The sequence below is a fragment of the Paenalicyclobacillus ferrooxydans genome (genome assembly GCF_001399675.1).
GTDB classification, from domain to species: Bacteria; Bacillota; Bacilli; order Alicyclobacillales; family Alicyclobacillaceae; genus Alicyclobacillus_B; species Alicyclobacillus_B ferrooxydans.
On sequence record NZ_LJCO01000030.1, the window covers coordinates 94012 to 114924 of the forward strand.

Consider the following 20913-nt stretch of genomic DNA (forward strand, 5'->3'; position numbering starts at 1 on the left):
GCTGAATATGGGAGGCTTGATGCTGCAAATGAAGGTCATTGCCGAAGCACCAACGACGTCCATCGACGTGTTTTCACGCTACGAGTCTGAGGTACGAAGCTATATCCGAAGTTTCCCAACCGTATTTGACAGAGCAAAAGGTGCTCGGTTGTGGGATGCAGAGGGGAAAGAATACATCGATTTTTTCGCTGGAGCCGGGGCTCTGAACTACGGGCATAACAACGATACCCTCAAACGCTCACTTGTTGACTACATTGGCCGGGATGGAATCACGCACGGACTCGACATGGGGACCCAGGCGAAGGCGGAGTTCTTGCAGGTGTTTCACGACATCATTTTGGAGCCGCGAAATCTAAACTACAAGGTTATGTTTCCAGGCCCGACTGGTACCAATTCCGTGGAGAGCGCCCTGAAACTGGCCCGAAAAGTTACGGGTCGTTCCACTATTGTCAGCTTCACGAACGCTTTCCACGGAATGACGCTCGGGTCGTTATCCGTGACGGGTAATGGCTTTAAGCGCCAAGGAGCCGGCATCCCCCTCGCTAACGCAGTTTCTTTGCCCTACGATTCCTACCTTGAAACAGGACTCGATAGCATAGCGTTGCTTGAACACATGCTAGATGACAAAGGCAGCGGTCTGGAGCTGCCTGCAGCTGTTATTGTTGAGACCGTACAAGGTGAGGGCGGCATCAACGTAGCGGGAGTGGAGTGGCTGCAACGGCTGGCCAACCTCTGTCGTGAGAGGGAGATTCTGCTGATTGTCGACGATGTTCAGATGGGATGCGGACGAACGGGTCCGTTTTTCAGCTTTGAGGCCGTCGGGATCATACCAGATATTGTATGCCTGTCAAAGTCCATCAGCGGCTACGGGCTTCCCATGGCATTGACATTGTTCCAGCCTGAACTCGACGCCTGGGAGCCAGGGGAACACAACGGTACCTTTCGAGGCAACAATCCGGCATTCGTGACCGGTACTGAGGCATTGCGCCTGTACTGGAGGGATGACAGGCTTTCGAAAGTCACGTTAAGTAACGAAAAGACCATTCGTGACTTCTTGATGGATATGGTTGAGTCTATACCTGCTCTACATGGACGTGTTCGCGGTCGCGGCATGGCTTACGGTCTTGAATGCGGCGTACCTGGATTGGCTGAGAAGATCACTGCTCGCGCGTTTGAACGCGGCTTGGTGATAGAGACCTCAGGTGCAGAGAGCGAGGTTGTAAAGCTGCTCGCTCCACTGACCATTGATTCAGAAGACTTGCATCAGGGTTTGGCTATACTCGCAGACAGCGCCAAAGCAGCAGCCAAGGAGGTTATTTAATGATTGTAAAACAACTGGCAGACATCATAGGCACCACTGAGGACGTGAAGGGGAACACATGGACCAGTCGTCGACTTCTCCTCGCTAAGGAGCAGGTCGGGTTTTCCTTGCACGACACCATCATGAAGGCCGGAACTGAGACGACCATGTGGTACAAGAATCACATTGAGGCCGTGTACTGTATTGAAGGTGAGGGAGAGCTTGAGGACCTTGTGAACGGTAAAACATATCAGCTCGCTCCGGGAACACTGTACGTCTTAAATGGAAACGAGCGTCATATCGTCCGGCCAAAGACAGACGTCCGCATGGTCTGCGTGTTTAATCCGCCCGTAACGGGCCGTGAGACGCATGATGAAGAGGGTGCGTATCCGCTGCTGACTGAGTAGGTGAACAGGGGAAGGACATCTGTGAAGAACGAGTAAACTGGTTTATCGGGAGGGTGCACAAGTGTGAAGGTTCTTGTTCAAAAGTTCGGCGGCACCTCCGTCCAGTCCGCTGAAGTTCGCAGGCAAGCAGCGGAACATGTTGTTGACGCTGTTGACGAAGGTTACCGAGTCGTTGTCGTTGTGTCAGCCATGGGACGTAAAGGTAACCCGTATGCCACCGATGAACTGCTCGGACTGGTTGAAAGCGGCTCTGTTGATGACAGAGATCTCGACGTTCTGCTGTCTTGCGGTGAAGCGATATCCGCAGTCGTGTTCTCTTCAGAGCTAGGTACAAGAGGGTTGGGCGTAACCGTTTTGAATGGGAACCAGGCCGGCATTCTCACTGACGACCAGTATGGGGATGCAAGAATTCAATCGGTTCAGACGGAGCGCCTAAGAATGGAATTAGAAAAACACGACGTGGTCATTGTGATGGGGTTTCAAGGGTACACGGAAGACGGGAATGTAACAACACTCGGACGCGGGGGAAGTGATACCACGGCTGCGGCACTGGGGACTGCACTCGATGCTGACCGTGTAGAGATATTCTCAGACGTAAACGGAGTGTTGACCGCGGACCCCCGATTGGTTGAGCACGCTGCCTTGCTGCCGCAGCTGACCTATACAGAAGCGTGCAGTCTCGCTTGGGAAGGAGCGAGGGTCATCCACCCAAGAGCAGTCGAGGTGGCGATGCAAAACAACACGCCTATGGTCGTGAGAAATACGAGAAATCATTTGCCTGGAACGAGGATTGTCTCCTCCCTGCAGTGTATTGAGGACAGTAAACGTTGTAATGGGACTGTTATCGGCATTACGTATCGCACAGACCTTGTACAGGTATCTGTCGGCGCCGTCGCGGATGCCCAGCAGGTGGTGTTTAGAGCGGTCGCAGATTGTGGTGTTCAACCGGGTTTTGTACTTTCCTCACCGATGCAAGTGTCATTCACGTTGCCAGCAATGCATGCTGATTCGGTTGCACAAAGCCTGACTCAGCTCGGTCAGCATTTCAAGTTGATTCACGATTGTGCTCGGGTGTCTGTTGTCGGTACAAAGTTGGATGAGATTTCAGGATTGATGGGGAGTATCCTCGAGACGCTGGTCTCAAAAAACATAGAGGTGCTCCAATCTGCAGACTATCAATCCACAATCAGGCTCTTGGTCAGAAAATCTGATATGGAGTCCGCTGTCTGCGAACTGCACAACAAACTGATACGTCAATGCGATGATGTGGCCCGTTTTCCACTGACTCCAAAGCTCATGGCAGGTGCTTCATTGTTGTAGACACACATGACAGCATAAACAGCAAACGGACATAGGACAATCAAGAGAAGACAAGGCAGCACGTTCAGTAGATGATTCCATGCAAAGTCAAAAGCAATTGCTAGAACTGTCGAGGAAGCCACGATTTTCGGGGCTTCCTCGACTTTCCTTAGTCTTAAATTTTTTGTTCTGTGTCTCCCGAGGCGACATAAGGAGGAGAAATGAAGAAAATTGCTCCTCATCCAGACTTCCGCCCGAGTTAAGCCGGTAGCAGCGACTAAGCAAGCTTGATTGTTCCCGAGTCGCCATGGCTTAGTCGGCGACACCGACTTAAGCTGCAAAAAATGAGGAGTTAAGTCGCTCGAAGCGACTTAACGGATCGCGAAGACCTCAGCTAAGTCGGTGGGAGCGACTAAGCGTGCCCGATGGGTCCCGAGTCGCCATGGCTTAGTCGGCGACACCGACTTAAGCTGCAAAAAATGAGGAGTTAAGTCGCTCGGAGCGACTTAATGGACCGCGAAGACCCCAGCTAAGTCGGTGGGAGCGACTAAGCGTGCCCGATGGGTCCCGAGTCGCCCTGGCTTAGTCGGCGACACCGACTAACAATCGGATGCCCGGGCTGTCGTTTTGCGGACTGCGCTGGATTCATATCGTAACAGCGGATCTTCGTGATGTGAAAATTTTGTGAGAAGGGGTCCCTATAGGGCAAATGTACGCGTTTTCATAAACTTGTTCGTCTAAGATGAAGATGTCAACATAGAGGTAAGGAACCAGAGAAGGAAAGGATCAGAGAAGGAAAGGAACAGAGAAGGTAAGGAACAGAGAAGGAAAGGAACAGAGAAGGAAAGGAACAGAGAAGGAAAGGATCAGCGACAAGCCGATCTCTTTGGCAAAGGTGGCATGTACCCATGAAGAGTGAAACCGAAATCGTAAAAAGTGACATCGAGATCGCCCAAGCGGCTCGGCTGCTTCCCATCGGCGAGATCGCTGAGAAGCTCGGCCTAAGAGAGGAGGACATTATCCCTTACGGTCGAAATAAGGCAAAAATTGACCTAGCCGCAAGGAATCGCCATCCGAAAACTGCCGAAGCAAAACTGGTTCTGGTGACCGCTATGAGTCCGACGCCGGCGGGAGAAGGAAAGTCTACTGTGACGGTGGGATTAGCGCAAGCCTTGAACAAAGTCGGCAAACGGGCCATTGCTGCATTGCGGGAACCATCTCTTGGGCCAAACTTTGGCTTGAAGGGCGGAGCTGCGGGAGGCGGGTACTCGCAGGTGGTACCGATGGAAGACATTAACCTCCATTTCACCGGTGACTTTCACGCCATCACAACAGCACACAACCTGCTCGCTGCGGTCATTGACAACCATCTGTACCAGGGAAATGCCCTCAACTTGGATCCGGCACGTGTGGTCTGGAGACGCGTCCTCGACATGAATGACAGGGCCCTTCGTCAGATTGTCATCGGTCTTGGCGGGAGGACCAACGGCGTCACAAGAGAGAGCGGTTTTGATATCACCGTTGCTTCTGAAATCATGGCTATTCTCTGTTTGGTTGAAGACCTGAAGGAATTGAAAGAAGCGCTCGGGAAAATTCTGATTGGCTACACATATGATAAGCAGCCAATCTACGTTCGAGACCTGCACGTTGAAGGGGCGATGGCTGCGGTACTTAAGGACGCCATTCACCCGAATCTAGTACAAACACTGGAGAATACACCGGCACTCATTCATGGCGGTCCGTTCGCAAATATTGCGCACGGCTGCAACAGTTTGACGGCGACTCGCATGGCACTCACGCTCGGTGAGTATGTTGTCACGGAGGCTGGTTTTGGTTCTGATCTCGGTGCGGAGAAGTTTTTTGATATTAAGTGTCGCAAAGGCGACCTTCATCCGAATGCAGCTGTCATTGTAGCTACGGTGCGGGCGCTCAAATACCACGGTGGAGTAGCGAGGCGTGAACTTGGCAAAGAAAACCTTGATGCGATTGCACATGGTTTTGCCAACCTGGAGCATCATGTGCGGATTGTGGAACGGGCGAATGTACCTTTCGTCATTGCCTTAAACCGCTTTACATCAGACACTGAAGCGGAGATAGAATTCGTTCAGACGCTTTGCAAGGAACACGGATTTCCGGTCGCTGTGACGAATGTCTGGGCGGAAGGCGGGAACGGCGGGGTTGAGTTGGCTAGGTCGGTGATTTCAACCGTAGAAAACTCCAATCAAACATTTCACCCGATATATGAATTGGACGGGTCGATTCAAGATAAGATTGAGGCGGTCTGCAGAGACGTCTACGAAGCGGACGGCGTCGTGTTTACAGACGAAGCGAAACGGCAGATGGCCGAATGTGAACGCAACGGTTGGGATGAACTGCCTGTCTGTATGGCGAAAACACAGTATTCGTTCTCGGATAACGCGAAGGCAATCGGCGATGTCAAAGGATTTACAATTACAATTCGGGAGATTAGACCGTCACTCGGTGCCGGGTTCTTGGTTTGCCTGACTGGCGATATCATGACCATGCCAGGGCTGCCAAAAGAGCCAACTGCACTCAAGATAGACATCCATGAAGACGGCAGCATTACCGGACTGTTTTAACAGCAGTACAGTGTGAACTGTTACTTTTGACGTGTGAGTTTTAGCTGAGCCCGTAAGTCTGAACTGAAGCCGACTCATAGAGCCCCCAACCAACAAGGATTGGGGCTCTATGTTTTGCCAGCCGGCTATCTCTGCATCTCTTCAAGCACGTACGCTGCTTCTGGGACGTTGTCGAGAAACGGACTTCTCACTTGAACATAATGAACGTAGAGTTCGTGCATCGCACGTGTACAGGCAGTGTACAGAAGCTTTCGTTCATGGTCGCGACTGTATTGCTTATCAGAGGCGTCAAATAGAATCACCGCATCGAACTCTACCCCTTTAGCGAGATACGCGGGGATGACAATCACTCCCGGACGGTACGCGGAAGTATGTCGTGTCACGGTCTCATTTTCTACGCCGAGTGCGCGCAGATCGAGATGCACCTCGTCAGCCTCTGATTGTGTCTTGCAGACAACGGCAATGGTGCGGTGTTTGCGCGTTTTCAGTTCGTCGATACGTCCTGCGACTTGCCGCATCAGTTCATACCTGTCTTCAGCACGGGTGAGGGCCGGCTTTGGTCCATGACGGTGGAACGGATCAATAGACTGTCCGTTTAGAAGGATGTGCTTCGTAAATTCCACAATCTGTTCCGTAGAACGGTAACTCTTGGTGAACCGATAGGTCTTTGTATCGCCGTCCGGGTAGAGTGACGACAAATCTTCAAATGCATCGGCCTCACCAATGGAGTGAACGTGAATCGCTTGGTTTGGGTCACCGAGTACGGTCAACCGTGCATGTGGAAACAACTGACGAATGCTCGCGAACTGAAACGGTGAATAGTCTTGTGCTTCGTCAATAAAGACATGTCGAATCGATGTGTTCTGCCGTATGCCCGTCAACTGCTCTTTCAAATAAACGTAAGGTGTGGCGTCTTCATAACTGAGAATCTTGTCATCTAGACGAGCAACAGTATATTTACAGATTTCTGTCCACTCAGCTGGTAATTCTGCAGCTTTGACAAGGCGCAGAGAAATCTCCGGGTTCGCGAACAACTGGCGATAGATGGCTGGAACGTCGAGAAAACGCAGGTGTTTTACAGCCTTTCTCAACCGTGCAAAGTGGTCATCAAGAACCATTTGAGCAAGAGCCTCACGCTCTTTGGCAGCATCCTCAAAGCTATTGTCACTGTAGTGACCTTCTCGGCGGAGCTTGTTATACGCTTTTTGGTAGGCATCACTGTCAAGCAGCTCAATTTCGTCTTCCACCCACTTGGCCTTCAGGTGCCTGGTCGCCTCAGTTTTTAATTGCTCGAGGATCCATTCTGTCAAAAAACGCAATCGGTTTGGAATGGAGATGGAGTTGTCATAACTGTAGAACTGCCGCTTGATGGTTTTCCCTGTCATAATGACCTTGCCACGGAACTTGAGTCCTTTGAAAACAAATCCGTCTGTACCAAGCCAGGAAAGGTATTTGTCACACAGAGCTTTAAAGTCCAGTCCGGCTTTGTACTGGATTCCAGCCAGACGCGTCTCGTACCCAGGCTCACCGCTTGTCGTGAGGATGGTCTCCATTTGTTCAAACGGGTCTTCCACGGTAAAGGCCCTTCCGACAGGTCGTTCCAAGTATTCGGGAAAGGTGGTCTGCTGCATATTCTCTTCCCCAAGTTCGGGAAGGACGGTCGCCACGTAGCTGCTAAACAGGGGATTGGGTGAGAACATCACGACTTGGTTTGCCTTGAGATGTTCCCTGTACCGATACAAGAGAAAGGCGATCCGTTGCATCGCCGCTGAGGTCTTTCCGCTGCCTGCAGAGCCTTCTACAATCAAAAGCCGATGGCGTGTATCTCTGATGACGGCGTTTTGTTCGCGTTGAATCGTTGAGACAATGCTTTTCATGTGTGTATCTGCTTGCTGACCGAGGACCTTCTGGAGGATTTCGTCCCCGATGGTAACCCCGGTGTCAAACATGCTTAAAATACGGCTCTCCCGGATGAGATATTGCCTCTTCAGGTCGAGAGTCCCTGAGATAACTCCGTCTGGAGCTTGATACTGTGCCGGTCCAGGCGGGTAGTCATAGTACAGGCTTGAGATAGGTGCACGCCAGTCATGCACCATATAGTTGTCTCCGCTTGAGTCCACAAAGGAACTGATGCCGAGGTAGACAGACTCGCGAAAGCTGTCATTCTCCGCACGAAAGTCAATGCGGCCAAAGTAGGGTGATTGCTTCAGACGAGCAAGTGTTTTCAGTTGTTGGTGAGCGTTCTGATGACTCCGTTCCTGTTCAGAAAGGACCTCTGCTTGTTGCCGGATGCTGGCCATCGTTTCTGCAGCTTCAAAAGTGTCCTCAAAGTTGACTGTGACTTCGTCCCAGAAATCGCGGCGAATGTCGACGATATCGGACTGGATACCCTCTACTCGTTTCTGAAGCGACCCGATTCGCTTGGTGATCTCTTTGACAACACCATCAACACGCTCTTGCTCTTCGTTCCATTCTCGTTTGTCTGTTTCCAAGTACCTTTGCCCCTCTCCGATCCCAGAACTCCGTTATACTCCAGATGATGTACTCACAGGGTATTGACAACTCTGCGCACAAGCCTTACAATAATATCAGTAAATATAAGATAGGGTATCTTTGTTTTGTAAATACATATTCGAGCAGGTCTCCATTGTATCGAACCACGCTGCCCCACGCAATGCCTGAATGAAGGTATTGAGAAGGTGAGCGTGTTTTTTGATCTTGCCGACATCCGCGTGATTCGGACATTTTTGTCCTATGAGCCCTTTCTGGTTGGATTGTGCTGTATAATCGAAATAGAAGCACAACTGAGAGGAGTCGATACAATGTCAGATACGCTTACAGCTGCCACAGGGATTTCCTCATCCATGATTGAGAAATTTGCGCAGGAATTCGGGGCGATGCCAGCCAACCGGATTCGCATGAATGCGATTGCAAAGAACGGGATTAACAGCGTGGCAACCAACCGCGAAGCTCTGATCGACATGCAGTTCACATTCAGTACCGAGATTGAGACTGGGCCCGTCACGAACCAAAAACAAAGTGGACGGTGCTGGATGTTTGCAGGTCTCAACACCATCCGACATGACATGGCTAAGACGAACAACCTCAAGCCGTTTGAACTATCTCAGTGTTACCAAATGTTTTGGGATAAGTTTGAGAAGGCGAATTACTTCTTGGAACGTGTTCTAGATACATTGGAAGAAGAAACGGACAGCCGGGTTGTGCAGTGGTTATTGCAGGCTCCGCTGAATGACGGCGGTCAATGGGATATGTTTGTCAACCTCGTTGATAAGTACGGCGTTGTACCTCAGTACGTGATGCCCGAGACATTCCATAGCAGTGCATCCCGGCAGATGAATCAAATCTTGACACAGAAATTACGCAGTCACGCCAGTGTCTTGCGGCTTTCCTTCCAGACAGGTACTGCTGTTGCTGAATTACGCCAGAAAAAGGAACAGATGCTTGGTGAATTCTACCGGATGCTTTGCTATTTCCTTGGGACGCCTCCGACAAAATTTGATTTTGAGTATCGCGACAAGGATGAGAAGTTCCACCGCGATGCAGATCTGTCGCCGCAAGAGTTCCTCCGTAAATACGCCAGCACCGATTTGCACGAGTACGTCAGCGTAATCAATGCACCGACCTCTGACAAACCATTTAACCAGACCTACACTGTGAAGTACCTCGGAAATGTCGAAGGCGGGCGTATCGTACGTTACCTGAACGTCGATATTGAAACCTTTAAGAATCTTGCTCTTGCACAGCTCAGTGACGGAGAACCCGTGTGGTTTGGCTGCGACGTAGGGAAGATGATGGATGGCGAGGGCGGCATTCTTGATACGGCTGTGTTCGACTACGAGGGCGCGCTGGACGTTCGATTTGAAATGACAAAAGCTGAACGACTCGACTACGGCGAGAGTTTAATGACGCATGCGATGGTCTTCACCGGCGTAAATGTGGTGGATGGCCGAGCGAATCGCTGGAAGGTGGAGAATAGTTGGGGCAAAGAGCGCGGCAGTGAAGGGTTCTTTGTGATGAGTGACAAATGGTTTGATGAATATATGTACCAAATCGTGGTCAATCGCAAATATCTCTCCGCAGAACTTGCCGAAATTTTGAACCAAGAGCCGACCGTTTTGAACCCGTGGGATCCGATGGGCTCACTGGCGTAATACGTGTCACTTTTACCCGAAGAATGATTCGGGCATGCTGTCACTGGACAGTAATAAACGACAGATACGGTGGACCGCGTGTCCACCGTATTTTCATGACGATTTGATGAGATACAGACAGTTTAACGAAGGAGGTTTTCTCGCGAAAAGCGACCGTAAAGTGTATTCTGGACTCGTGCCTAACTGTAGGAGCGACTCATTGTAATTCGAAAATAGAAATTCAGAAATAGAAATTCGAAAATAGAAATTCAGAAATACAACTTACATCAGAAATAAAACTTAGACCAGATACTACATAGGATGGACAAGTTTATTGAAGGTTGTACGAGTCAAAGACACTCGGTTCGGAGGTTATTGATATGGCAGGCACATGGAACGTGACCAAAATTCCCGACCAGACTGGAAAACGGGTGGTCATTACCGGATCAAACAGCGGCATAGGATATGAGGCTGCGCGCGTATTGGCAGACAGAGGTGCGCAAGTGATTCTTGCCGTTCGTAATCTGGACAGAGGGAATGAAGCTGCGCGGAGAATCCGAGCTGAAGTATCCGGCGCACAGGTCGAGATCATGCCGCTTGACCTCGCCGATCTGGATAGTGTTCAAAGTTTCGCTGATGCATATCAGTCGAAATGGGATACGCTCGATATTCTCATCAACAATGCAGGTATCATGGCGCCGCCGCACAGGCAAACGAAAGATGGCTTTGAATTGCAGTTTGGCACGAATCACCTTGGTCACTTTGCACTCACGGGGCGATTGATTAACACGCTCTTGAGTACACCTTCGGCACGAATTGTGGTGGTCAGCAGTGCTGCGCACAACATGGGCACCATCGACTTTGATAACCTCAACTGGGCTGATGGATATCGCCGCTGGAGGGCCTATGGCCAGAGTAAACTTGCTAATTTGCTGTTTGCCTACGAGTTACAGCGCCGCCTTGAACAGATTGGGGCGGACGTAAAGTGCATCGCCTGTCATCCTGGATTCGCGGCAACGAACCTTACCGCGGCGGGCATGGGCCTCGGTAAATCGTGGCTTGGAAAAGGTATCGGAGGGTTCGCAAATGTCTTCGCCCAGTCTGCATCGATGGGGGCTCTGCCCACACTTTACGCCGCAACAGAGCCTCGTCTCCAAGGCGGCGAGTACATAGGGCCGACGACGCGAGGCGGCAAAAACAGCATGCGAGGCTATCCGGGCGTTGTCTCGTCGAATCAACGGTCTATGGATCAAGAGGTAGCGAAGCGGCTGTGGGTGGTTTCAGAGGAGTTGACGGATGTCCGTTTCACCGCACTGGATTAATCGGCGATAGAATCCGCGGTGCCCACATGAGGGCATCCATTTCGCGTGCATAATGAAGAAGAGGGGCTTTCACTCGTTCGGTACGCCCCTCGCGGTGAAGATAGGTGTCGAGCAGAGAATGCTCGTAAAATTTCGCGGTTGCATGCTGAATCTTCCACTTTTTATGGTGGAGATCTACACGCAGCAATCGATTCAGGTGCACGGTGTACAGACAATACCGCTCTACCAACCAATGTTCGAGACTTCCATCAGCGGTTTCAGCAGCAGCTGAAATCGGTTCGAATGAGACCCGCAGGGACTGCTTCCGATCCGCTGAACCAAGGCGTGTACTATGGCACTGGAGACGTGTCCCGGTGTTGTCCCGCTTTGTACTCCACTTCATTTCAGCTTGATAATACGGAAGTCCGAGCGTCAGACGAGTCATTAAAACCGTAGGCAGGTTGTTTGTGTCGAGCGCAAGAAAATATACCCCGGGCTTATCTTCACGCCGGACATAGGTCCGAATATTGATTTGTGGCATGGAGGAGACACCAGGAATCTGCGGCAACATCCGAACGCGGACGTTCGTCATGTAAAACGGAAGTACACCGACATAGGCTAGCCCATTGTAAGTATCGAGTTCGATTCCTTTTGGAAGGATGGACTTCAAGGTTTCGGCTGGTACCGGCCAGTGGGCAAACAGCAGGTGGCGCCATGTCTGTCGCATGACCCAAGGACCGTTCGGCAAGGGGTATGGACGATGTGCTGTATTTTGGAGTATCTCCTGAGGCGATTCCATGAAGGCGATCTCTCCTGTGGCTCAAGGTTTAGCATCATATGAATCACGACACGAGATGAGTGCACACATGGTATGCTCCGACGAGGATTCGGTCATACACGCAGACGGTAGAGAGGAGATGGGCGGATGAAAAGGTTGCGTCTTGGTATCCTCAGTGCAGCAAACATTGCACAGAGGGCCTTCATACCTGCAGCCCTTCGTTCAGATAAAGTCGAGGTAACTGCCATTGCCAGTGCGTCTGATAAAGGAAGGGTGTTCCTCGAACAGACAGAGTTAAAGACAAGGTCTGGTAAGCCGCTTCGTGACGTTGTGCGCCTGTATCATTCGTACGATGAGATGTTGGCAGACCCTGAGGTGGATGCTGTTTACATTGGTCTGCCGAACCACCTTCATAAGGAATGGTCGATCCGCTCAGCACTCGCGGGAAAACATGTGCTCTGTGAAAAACCAGCTTCCTTGAACGAAGCTGATACCAACGAAATCATTGATACCTGTAATCGAGCCGGCGTTGTCTGGATGGAGGCTTTTATGTATCGCTTTCATCCGCAATACGAGACGGTCCGCAATTGGATTCGACAAGGAACCATTGGCAAGGTGAAGACAGTAAGGAGTGCCTTTACCTTTGTCCTTGGGAATTCAAATGACGTCCGCTGGGTGAAAGACTACGGCGGGGGATCGCTTTATGACGTTGGGTGCTATTGTATTAACGTCAGTCAATATCTGCTTGGACGTCCACCTGTTGCGGTATCCGGTATGCTGGTCAATTCGGGGTCTGGTGTGGACGATGACTTCCTCGGTCTGATGGACTACGGAGATGGACAAACGGCACTGTTCCACAGCAGTTTCAGACAGTCCCCTCGTGATGAAGTAGATGTGGTTGGCACAAAGGGCAGTATTCGAATCCCAAAGGCATTTGTCCCAGGTACAGCTGATGCCGTATTGATGCTGTCCACTGAAGCAGGTGTGGAACGGTTTGTTGTTCCCGGGACGGATCAGTACCTGCGTCAAGTGGATGCTTTTGCAGACTATGTCTTTACGGAGAGGAAACCAGATGTGATGTCGCATGCTGAGACTCTCATGAACATGCGTACGATTGAAGCGCTGCTGAAGTCTGCCTGCGAGCAGAAGACTGTCTCACTGTGAGGACAGACGAAGAGGGTCCAATTCTTCTGTTTGACGGCGTTTGCAATCTCTGCAACGGAGCTGTGAAGTTCGTTATCAAGCGCGATCCAGAGGCAAGGGTGAGATTTGCACCGCTCCAATCTGCGATCGGTCAAAGGTTGACTGCGGCCTTATCACATGGGCGGTCTCTCAACAGCGTCATCCTGTTTCACGAAGGCCGGGTGTACACCGAATCGAGCGCTATCCTGCGAACACTCTATTTTTTGCGTTGGCCGTGGCCTTCCGCCTTTGTGCTTCTGATTGTTCCCTCTGTGATTCGCGACGGGGTTTATCGATACATCGCAGCCCACCGGTACAGATGGTTTGGCCGCAGAGAAAGCTGCATGGTTCCCTCAGCCGACATCTCTTCACGATTCCTGGTGGATGACTAAAACACCAGCACAGGGAGGGCTTGGCAAAGCACAAAAAAGCACGGGCTCGTCGCCCGCGCTTTTACGCAAGTGGATGCAATCAGCCTTTGATAAACTGCATCTCAATGTTCAGCTTCACATTCTCGGAGACGAGCACGCCGCCAGCTTCAAGTGCAGCGTTCCAGGTCAAGCCGAAGTCGGTGCGGTTGATTTGTCCGCTTGCTACAACGCCGATTCTTTGGTTGCCCCAAGGGTCCTTCTCAGGCCCCTGAATCTCGCAGTCCAAAGTGACAGGCTTCGTTGTGCCGATGATGCTCAGGTTTCCCTCGAGCGCGTACTTGTCGCCGCCTTTGTGGACGAGGCTTGTGCTCTCAAAGGTTACCTTCGGGTACTCCTCAATTTTGAAGAAGTCTGCTGAACGAAGGTGAGCATCGCGATCACTGTTGCGGGTGTCAATGCTGGTTGGGTCAATTGAAACGGAAATTTTTGCAGTCGTCAAGTCGTCTCCGTCTGATGTCACATCAGCGTCAAACTCGTTGAAATTTCCTCGTACGTTCGAAATCATCATGTGACGGACGCTGAATCCTACTTCGCTGTGCGTCTTGTCTAAGGTCCAATTTGCCACTTTGGTGGTCCTCCTCAGAAGGGAATTTTAGTTTGCATGTCTCAGTGTCGAGGTCATTTGCCTTTGTCTTAAACACAAGAGTATTATATTACATTTTGTTAGTTATGCACAATAGGTTAGTTAAAAATTTTTTGTGGAAAGTGAAGTCGGGGTTTACAGGAGGGTGATCCCGTTTCACACGCCGATGGACGTTTGACTGGATCAAGTCACAGATTATCAGCTGCTAAACTCCGGAAAGTTCTGCGAGGTGTTGTTATGCGTAAGTTGAGATTAAACAGTAAGCAGGAGACCATGCGACATTTTCGAACCCATGTCCTAAGCCGCAAGTTTATGGCACGAAATGCGGTTGTTCTTTTGCTGGTGTTAGCCGTTTTGGTTTATCAGGGACGACCGATTTGGTATTATCCGCTGCTAATTATTTTGTACCCTTTATTGCTGCTTGGGTTTGAAGGCTTGATAGCGCTGGTGTGGAAGGATGACTCAAATGACGAAGAGGTGTAACAGATGGGGACACAGGGTAAATCTTCAACAGGAAAAATTGTCTCATACACCAGCGGTTCCATCCCGGCAAACCTGGTGAGTTTGGCATTTGGGACGTATGTACAATTTTATTACACGGATGTCTTGAAAGGAAACACAGAGTGGATTGGTATTGCGGTGACAATTCAGGCCGTTTATGCCACTGTCTTATATCCGTTTCTGGGTTACTTGTCAGACCGAACCACATCACGGTGGGGGAGACGTGTGCCTTTCATTGTTTATGGTGCAGTACCGCTTGGCATCACATTTATGCTGGTGTGGTTGGCACCGTTTCCTGCCTCTCATGTGTTGTTATTTACAGCCTACTTTTTTGTCACCTCGATTTTGTATGACACGCTCTTTAACCTTACGATGGTGAACTGGTCTGCACTGTTCCCGGAGATGTTTCAGTCTTCACAAGAACGTGCCTACGCTTCAGCCTGGAAACAGATGTTTGGCATTATCGGGTTGGTGGCTGGTTTGGCGCTCCCCCGCATGATTGCACAACACATCGGTTGGGCTATGATGGGCATCGTATTCGGGGTCCTGAGTATTGCGACGCTGCTAACGACGATACCGAGCATGGAATTGAGGAGACGTCGACGGGAATATCTAAATCAGACGGAAGCGAAACCGGAAGACAGGCCGATGCCAGTATTGCAGGCATTGAAATACACATTTGTGAATCGAGCTTTCATGTCATTTATCGGTATGCGTTTCTTTGTTCAACTGGGATTTACACTCTTAACCGCTGACCTGTCATTCTACGCGAAATACAACCTTCGCATTAGTGGCACGCAACAGTCCATATTGCTTTTGGGAACCCTTGTCGTCGCTCTTCCACTGGTTTACGTTTGGGGTGTCATCGTCCCGAAGATTGGGGCCTTTGCCGCCGAAATGTCAGCTATCATCTTATTTGGACTCGCTCTGATTCCATTCATTTTTGCGAAGACCTATATTGCGGCTGTAATAGCGGGACTTTTTATTGGAGTTGGGTTGTCGGGGGTCCTGATGTTGACCGATGTACTCATCTCAGACGTCATCGACGCTGATCATCTCGCCACGGACCGACGGCGGGAAGGAATGTTTTACAGCATTCACGGGCTGATTATCAGCTTGAATACACCAGTACAAGCTCTGTTAACCACATTAGTGCTGGTCTTGACGGGATATACGCACACAGGGCAGCAACCCGCCTCTGCACTCTTTGGCTTCCGGTTTCTGATTGCGTTGCTGCCGATGATTTGTCTCGTTGTCGGTATTGTCTTCTTCATGTTTTACCCCTTGCGAAAGCAGCAGGTACGGCTGAATCAAGAACAGCTTGCAATGCGGAACACGGTGTCCTGACATTGAAAACCAACGTGCAAGGCCCCTTGGGTAATCAAAGGGGCCTTCACAACGGGGCTTTCTTAGATGAAACATCAGTTACCTCTGAACCCCATTTAAAGCTGGCGCGTTTGGATAATCTCTTGATACCACTTTGCACTGTCTTTCCAGATTCGGTCTTGTGTTTTGTAATCGACATAGATCAGGCCAAAGCGCTTGTCGTAACCAAACGCCCATTCGAAATTATCGAGCAGAGACCAGACAAAGTAGCCGCGCACATCCACCCCGTCTTGGCGGGCACGCAAAACCTCTCTGAGATGGCCTTTGATGTATTCGATCCGTTTTGGATCCTGAACGATTCCATCCACAACATGGTCGTCAAAAGCTGCCCCGCTCTCTGTAATGTAGATGGGCAATTCCGGGTAATCGCGTTGCAGCATATTCAGCAGACTGCGCAATCCCTCTGGAGCAATTCCCCAATCCATTGCGGTGCGAGGGCCTCTCGGCTGGTCAAGCGCGGCACCGAGCAACGGATCGGCCGGATTGGCTCGAATGATGTTCGTTTGGTAGTAGTTCACCCCGAGGAAATCAATGGGCTGGCTGATAGATTCGAGATCTCCTGGTTGGACAAGCTTGTCAATCCCAAATGATTCCAAGAGAGCTGGATAAGAACCGCGAAAAACCGGATCGAGAAACCAACGGTTGAGTACCGCATCGGCCTTCGCGGCAGCAGCGAGGTCGTCTGGTTTGTCGGATGCAGGTTCAATATTTGTCAAGATATTCGTAAGTCCAATTTTGGATGATTTTAGATGCTCGTCCCGAAACGCCTGAACCGCCAGTCCATGCGCTCGAAGCAGATTATGAGATGCAGCAAGTGTTGCACCGAGGTCCTTGAGACCAGGTGCATGTTCGCCAAACAAATGACCAAGTACACTGCTGCACCAAGGCTCGTTGAGGGTGATGTACATGGGAACGAGATCGGCAAGACTCTTAAAGACCGTATGCGCATAGTCTGCAAATCGGTCTGCTGTTTCACGGTTCGTCCATCCGCCTTGTTGCATCAATGCTTGCGGGAGATCCCAGTGGTAGAGCGTAGCTGCAGGCTGAACTCCCGCTTCAAGCAGCCCGTCCACCAAGCGGCGATAGAAATCGAGTCCGGCTTCATTGAGTGTGCCCGATCCGGTCGGGAACAACCTCGTCCAGGCCAGGGAAAACCGGTATGAACTAAGGCCCATTTGCTTCATCAGCGCGATGTCCTCTTGGTAACGGTGATAGTGGTCGCATGCGACGTCACCAGTATCTCCATTTCTTGTGCGCTCGGGTGTATGGCTGAACACATCCCAGATGGACGGTCCGCGGTTGTCTTCGTCCACGGCACCTTCAATTTGATAGGCTGCAGTAGCAGCGCCAAGCAAGAAGTCTTTTGGTATGCTCGTCACTCTGCTTATTCCCCCCCCTCAAAGTCTCACGGCTCGCCTTGGTTTGAGTATAGCACCCGAAGAATTGAATCGGGTGGAGGTGACTCCGATACACAGTCTGATTGCACTGCTTGATAAGCAGTTGATTTTATCCAAGCTATATATTCAGACCTTTCTGATGTGTACAATGTTTCTAAGTGCCAGGTTACATACGAGATGATCCCGTTTCGCTGGCCCCGTTTCGCAGACCTTGTACAAAGGAGAGATGTTACGATGGACAAACGCAAACTTACTGCAGAAGATATCTTCTCGATTGAGTTGGTCGGTGACAACGCACGCCATCCAAGTCAACCTAAGGCTGCGGTCGTGGTTCAGCAGGTCGATGAGAAGGAAAATACATATCGGTCGCATATCTGGATGGTGTCAACAGAGGATGGTTCGAAATCACTGTTTACAAACAGCAGCAAGTCTGAAACCGCGCCTGCTTGGTCCCCGGACGGCCGTTGGCTCGCGTTCCTGTCGAACCGTAACCGTGATGCAATGCAACTGTATGTGATGCCTGAAGCAGGCGGGGAAGCTGTCGTTGTCACAGACATCAAGGAGGGCGTCGAGTTCTTTCAATGGAGCCCGAATGGAACAGAGATTGCTTTTGTTGCACAGGTCGAGATGACAAACCGATCCAAAGCACCCGAGGATAGTGCCAATGAAGCTCCGCGCGAAAAGTTCACCAAGGACGTTCGGAAGATTCAACGCAGTTTTTACCGACTTGACGGCGTCGGCTTCTTTGGTGACAAGCGGGGGCACCTCCATATTGTAGACCTGAGGAAACTTGCAGCCGGAAGCAAAATGATACCCGACAAGGGTCAAGATCTGAAAATCCTGTTCCCGTGTGTTCAAGTAACGCATGGGGAGTTTGATATTGATTCGTTTGACTTCTCGCCAGATGGCAGAACCTTGGTAGTTGCGACGAATATCCATCCAGATGCCGAAAAAACTTTCGAGCAACATCTGTATGAGATTTCCTTGCCACATGCGGACACCAGGGACGGTATGGAGCCGGTTCCTGTTTCTGCGATGCGTTGCTTAACACCAACTTTTCACGCTGCCGCCAAGCCTAAGTACTCGCCGAATGGACAGCAGATAGGGTTCAAAGGGGAAAACCATCAGCGGGGTGCGACAACCCTGACCGGACTGTATCTGTATGACGTGGCATCAGGACAAGTCACTTGGCTGACAAAAGACACGGATGAGATATTCGAGAACCGGTCGATTGCCGATACGCGAACCAATACGAGCGATGCCTTGGAGTGGTCATCCGATGGCAGGTTCCTGTACACACTGCTCAGTCGGAGAGGGACGGTTCAAGTTGTCCGCGTTGCCGTTGATACAGGTTCAGTGGAATATCTAACAAGGGGTAACCACTGTGTACTGTCTTATTCATGGGATGCCAAGAACGAAGAACTGGTCCTGACTATCGGGACAGCGACCGACCCCGCCAACGTATACGTTCAGTATTCGAAGCAGACGCAGGCAGATGAGGCAGAACAGGATCTGCCGCGGTTGTTGACCGACTGGAATCAAAGGTTTTTGGAATCGGTCGAACTGTCCACTCCGGAGCGATTTGAGTTTGAAAGTGATGGTTTGATGCTCGATGGCTGGGTGATGTTCCCCTCTGAACCTGCATCCGAAAAGGGATATCCCACAGTTCTGCAGGTGCACGGTGGGCCCGCAATGATGTATGCCGATGCATTTTTCTCCGAGTTTCAACTTCTTGCCGCAAACGGGATGGCCGTCATCTACACCAATCCCCGCGGCAGCGTGGGTTATGGACAGGACTTTGCATCGTGCATCGAAATGGACTGGGGCAACCTCGACTTCAAGGACGTCGAGAAGCTCGCAGATGCGGCACTGGCACGATATCCCCTGTGTGCAGAGCAAGTGGGCATTGCGGGGGGAAGTTACGGTGGATTCATGTCAGCATGGGCGATTGGACACACCAAACGCTACAAAGCGGCTGTGGTGATGCGTGCTGTTATCAACTGGTATTCCATGATGGCCAGTGACGTCGGCTTTGCAACTCCTGCTGAGGAATTCGGTGGGAAAGCACCTTGGGATGATCCCGAATTATACATGCGTATTTCCCCAATTACCTATGTCAATCAGGTGGAGACAAGTACACTTATCATTCATTCGGAGAACGACTACCGCTGTCCGATTGATCAAGGTGAGCAGTTCTACATTGCTTTAAAATTACGGGGTGTCCCGGTAGAATTTGTTCGGTTCCCGGAGGAGAGCCACGGGTTGTCGCGAGGCGGGAAACCTTGGCATCGAGTCGTGCGGTTGGAGGAGATCGCCGGCTTTTTAAGCCGGGAGTTAGGTCTATAGACGGTGTGAAAAGCAGTGCTTCAGGAAATATGTCATAAATCTTGATGGTTCGTATATTCACAGCAGGCCAATTCGGCCTGCTGTTTTTTTGCAACTGTGCAACTTGTCCACACACGACAAGTTGTATCTGCATAGTGTCGACCAAGGTGCTGTTTGAAAGGGGGGACAACAATGAGTCGGAGTCAAAAAGGTGAAAAGCAAACATCCGCGTTACATCGACACATGAAGGAAATCCAGAATCAACGCGCGGCACGCCTGCAAAATACCGAACCGAGAAACGTGGATCAAGGGCAGTTGAAACGGCTTCACGGTATCGTCGAGAAAACTGTTAAGGACTTCATTGAGGCCGACGATGCGCTCATGCTGCAATCGTCTAATCCGGAGCGATTCTTTATCTCACTGTCTCAGGTGGCCGTGTTGGTGGTGACACTTTCTGCAACCCAATCAAAGTTAAGCGTCGCGTTTCAAGGTGAAGGCACCATCCACGAATGGCGCGACTGGGCCGTAGACGAACCAGATAAAGTCATTCAGTCCGCAATCGAAGAGGGGCTGTTGCAGTGGTACAAGCGTTTGTTTTAAAGCGTAAAGGCACTAGGAATGGACAATCCTCCAACCCCTTTGCTGGAACTTGAATATGTTATAGCAAGTCCAAGGAGAAAGGGGGGAGTTAAAGATGTACTACAACGGTGGAAACAGCGGTGTTGCAAGCATTATCGGTCGACTGGCACCTGGATCTCCGGTGTATGTCTGGTTTGACCACTCGGGGTTTGTATCGACGTACTTCCAGTTTTGCGCAGGTCATTTCGCAGCATTCTCTGGTGGTGGCTTTGATGGCGGCTTGACGTATATCGAGATCAACAAGATTCAGGCCATCCGGGTTGGACACTAATCAAACCGATTCTGAAGGTGCCCAGTTGAAAAGGGGTACGGTGGCAGCCGTACCCCTTTTCCCATGGAGGTCGTCAGACAGAGTGCTCAAACCGATTCTGCAAGTGCCCAGTTCACAGATCACAAGTAAGAAAACGCTGTATGTCACGGATCCTCCGCTTTGAGTTTATGTAAAGCAAAACGGAAGCGTGAACTGCGATTGAAATGAATAGGAGCTTGTCCTACGAGATACCTGCCGGTTTCTCCGAGCGAACAACCTACTTATGATATAGCAGGTCTGAGGTACACCAACAACCGGATAAAACCCTCCTCCAACCGTACACCACCTCCTTTTCGACAAACAGGAATGTGGCCTCAGACCAA

Annotated in this window: 17 protein-coding genes; 13 read left to right on the top strand and 4 right to left on the bottom strand. The window is 50.7% G+C overall.

Going from position 1 to position 20913, the window contains the following annotated elements; all coding sequences use genetic code 11:
- The first annotated feature begins 28 nt into the window (after positions 1-28).
- From ectB to AN477_RS06240, 4 genes are all read left to right on the top strand, one after another.
- Positions 29-1321 (top strand): diaminobutyrate--2-oxoglutarate transaminase, encoded by a 1293-nt coding sequence (gene ectB / locus AN477_RS06225; protein ID WP_054968401.1) that lies wholly within the window; start codon positions 29-31, stop codon positions 1319-1321.
- Positions 1321-1707 (top strand): ectoine synthase, encoded by a 387-nt coding sequence (locus tag AN477_RS06230; RefSeq protein ID WP_054968305.1) that lies wholly within the window; start codon positions 1321-1323, stop codon positions 1705-1707. The genes ectB and AN477_RS06230 overlap by 1 nt, the downstream gene beginning before the upstream one ends.
- A 63-nt stretch (positions 1708-1770) precedes the next feature.
- The gene (gene dapG, locus AN477_RS06235; protein ID WP_083486014.1) at positions 1771-3027 is read left to right on the top strand and encodes an aspartate kinase; all 1257 of its coding nucleotides are present in this window, start codon (positions 1771-1773) and stop codon (positions 3025-3027) included.
- 887 nt (positions 3028-3914) lie between these two features.
- A complete protein-coding gene (locus AN477_RS06240) occupies positions 3915-5606 on the top strand; it encodes a formate--tetrahydrofolate ligase (protein WP_054968306.1) in 1692 nt (563 codons plus the stop codon).
- Between the two features lie 125 nt (positions 5607-5731).
- Here AN477_RS06240 and helD read toward each other — a convergent pair whose 3' ends face one another.
- Positions 5732-8098, bottom strand: coding sequence for an RNA polymerase recycling motor HelD (gene helD / locus AN477_RS06245; protein ID WP_054968307.1), 2367 nt, complete (start codon positions 8096-8098; stop codon positions 5732-5734).
- A 330-nt stretch (positions 8099-8428) separates the two neighbouring features.
- On the opposite strand from helD, the gene AN477_RS06250 reads away from it, so the two are divergent.
- A complete protein-coding gene (locus tag AN477_RS06250; protein ID WP_054968308.1) occupies positions 8429-9778 on the top strand; it encodes a C1 family peptidase in 1350 nt (449 codons plus the stop codon).
- A 359-nt stretch (positions 9779-10137) separates the two neighbouring features.
- A complete protein-coding gene (locus AN477_RS06255; RefSeq protein ID WP_054968309.1) occupies positions 10138-11079 on the top strand; it encodes an oxidoreductase in 942 nt (313 codons plus the stop codon).
- Here AN477_RS06255 and AN477_RS06260 read toward each other — a convergent pair.
- Positions 11063-11857: a YqjF family protein gene (locus AN477_RS06260; RefSeq protein WP_054968310.1), complete on the bottom strand. Its 795-nt coding sequence runs from the start codon at positions 11855-11857 to the stop codon at positions 11063-11065. The genes AN477_RS06255 and AN477_RS06260 overlap by 17 nt on opposite strands.
- A gap of 126 nt (positions 11858-11983) precedes the next feature.
- On the opposite strand from AN477_RS06260, the gene AN477_RS06265 reads away from it, so the two are divergent.
- On the top strand, positions 11984-13000 hold the full coding sequence (locus AN477_RS06265; RefSeq protein WP_054968311.1) for a Gfo/Idh/MocA family protein: 1017 nt from the start codon (positions 11984-11986) through the stop codon (positions 12998-13000).
- Positions 12997-13410, top strand: coding sequence for a thiol-disulfide oxidoreductase DCC family protein (locus AN477_RS06270; protein ID WP_054968312.1), 414 nt, complete (start codon positions 12997-12999; stop codon positions 13408-13410). The genes AN477_RS06265 and AN477_RS06270 overlap by 4 nt, the downstream gene beginning before the upstream one ends.
- Before the next feature lie 79 nt (positions 13411-13489).
- Here the strand turns inward: AN477_RS06270 and AN477_RS06275 are convergent, their stop codons facing one another.
- Complete coding sequence (locus AN477_RS06275; RefSeq protein WP_054968313.1) at positions 13490-14014, bottom strand: YceI family protein; 525 nt, start codon at positions 14012-14014, stop codon at positions 13490-13492.
- Between the two features lie 255 nt (positions 14015-14269).
- Here AN477_RS06275 and AN477_RS06280 point away from each other — a divergent pair, with 255 nt between their 5' ends.
- Both AN477_RS06280 and AN477_RS06285 read left to right on the top strand, forming a co-directional pair.
- The gene (locus AN477_RS06280) at positions 14270-14515 is read left to right on the top strand and encodes a hypothetical protein (RefSeq protein ID WP_157061839.1); all 246 of its coding nucleotides are present in this window, start codon (positions 14270-14272) and stop codon (positions 14513-14515) included.
- 3 nt (positions 14516-14518) lie between these two features.
- Complete coding sequence (locus tag AN477_RS06285; protein WP_054968315.1) at positions 14519-15880, top strand: MFS transporter; 1362 nt, start codon at positions 14519-14521, stop codon at positions 15878-15880.
- Positions 15881-15975: 95 nt separating this feature from the next.
- Here the strand turns inward: AN477_RS06285 and AN477_RS06290 are convergent, their stop codons facing one another.
- Positions 15976-17298, bottom strand: a complete 1323-nt coding sequence (locus tag AN477_RS06290; protein ID WP_054968316.1) for a GH1 family beta-glucosidase — start codon at positions 17296-17298, stop codon at positions 15976-15978.
- A 252-nt stretch (positions 17299-17550) separates the two neighbouring features.
- Between AN477_RS06290 and AN477_RS06295 the strand changes: the two genes are divergently transcribed.
- The 3 genes from AN477_RS06295 to AN477_RS06305 all read left to right on the top strand — a co-directional run bounded on the left by AN477_RS06295 (position 17551) and on the right by AN477_RS06305 (position 20551).
- Positions 17551-19662: a S9 family peptidase gene (locus tag AN477_RS06295; RefSeq protein WP_054968317.1), complete on the top strand. Its 2112-nt coding sequence runs from the start codon at positions 17551-17553 to the stop codon at positions 19660-19662.
- Between the two features lie 171 nt (positions 19663-19833).
- Entirely contained in the window at positions 19834-20241 is a 408-nt protein-coding gene (locus tag AN477_RS06300) for a hypothetical protein (RefSeq protein ID WP_054968318.1), read from the top strand.
- 94 nt (positions 20242-20335) lie between these two features.
- A complete protein-coding gene (locus AN477_RS06305) occupies positions 20336-20551 on the top strand; it encodes a hypothetical protein (protein ID WP_054968319.1) in 216 nt (71 codons plus the stop codon).
- The last annotated feature ends 362 nt before the right edge of the window (positions 20552-20913 follow it).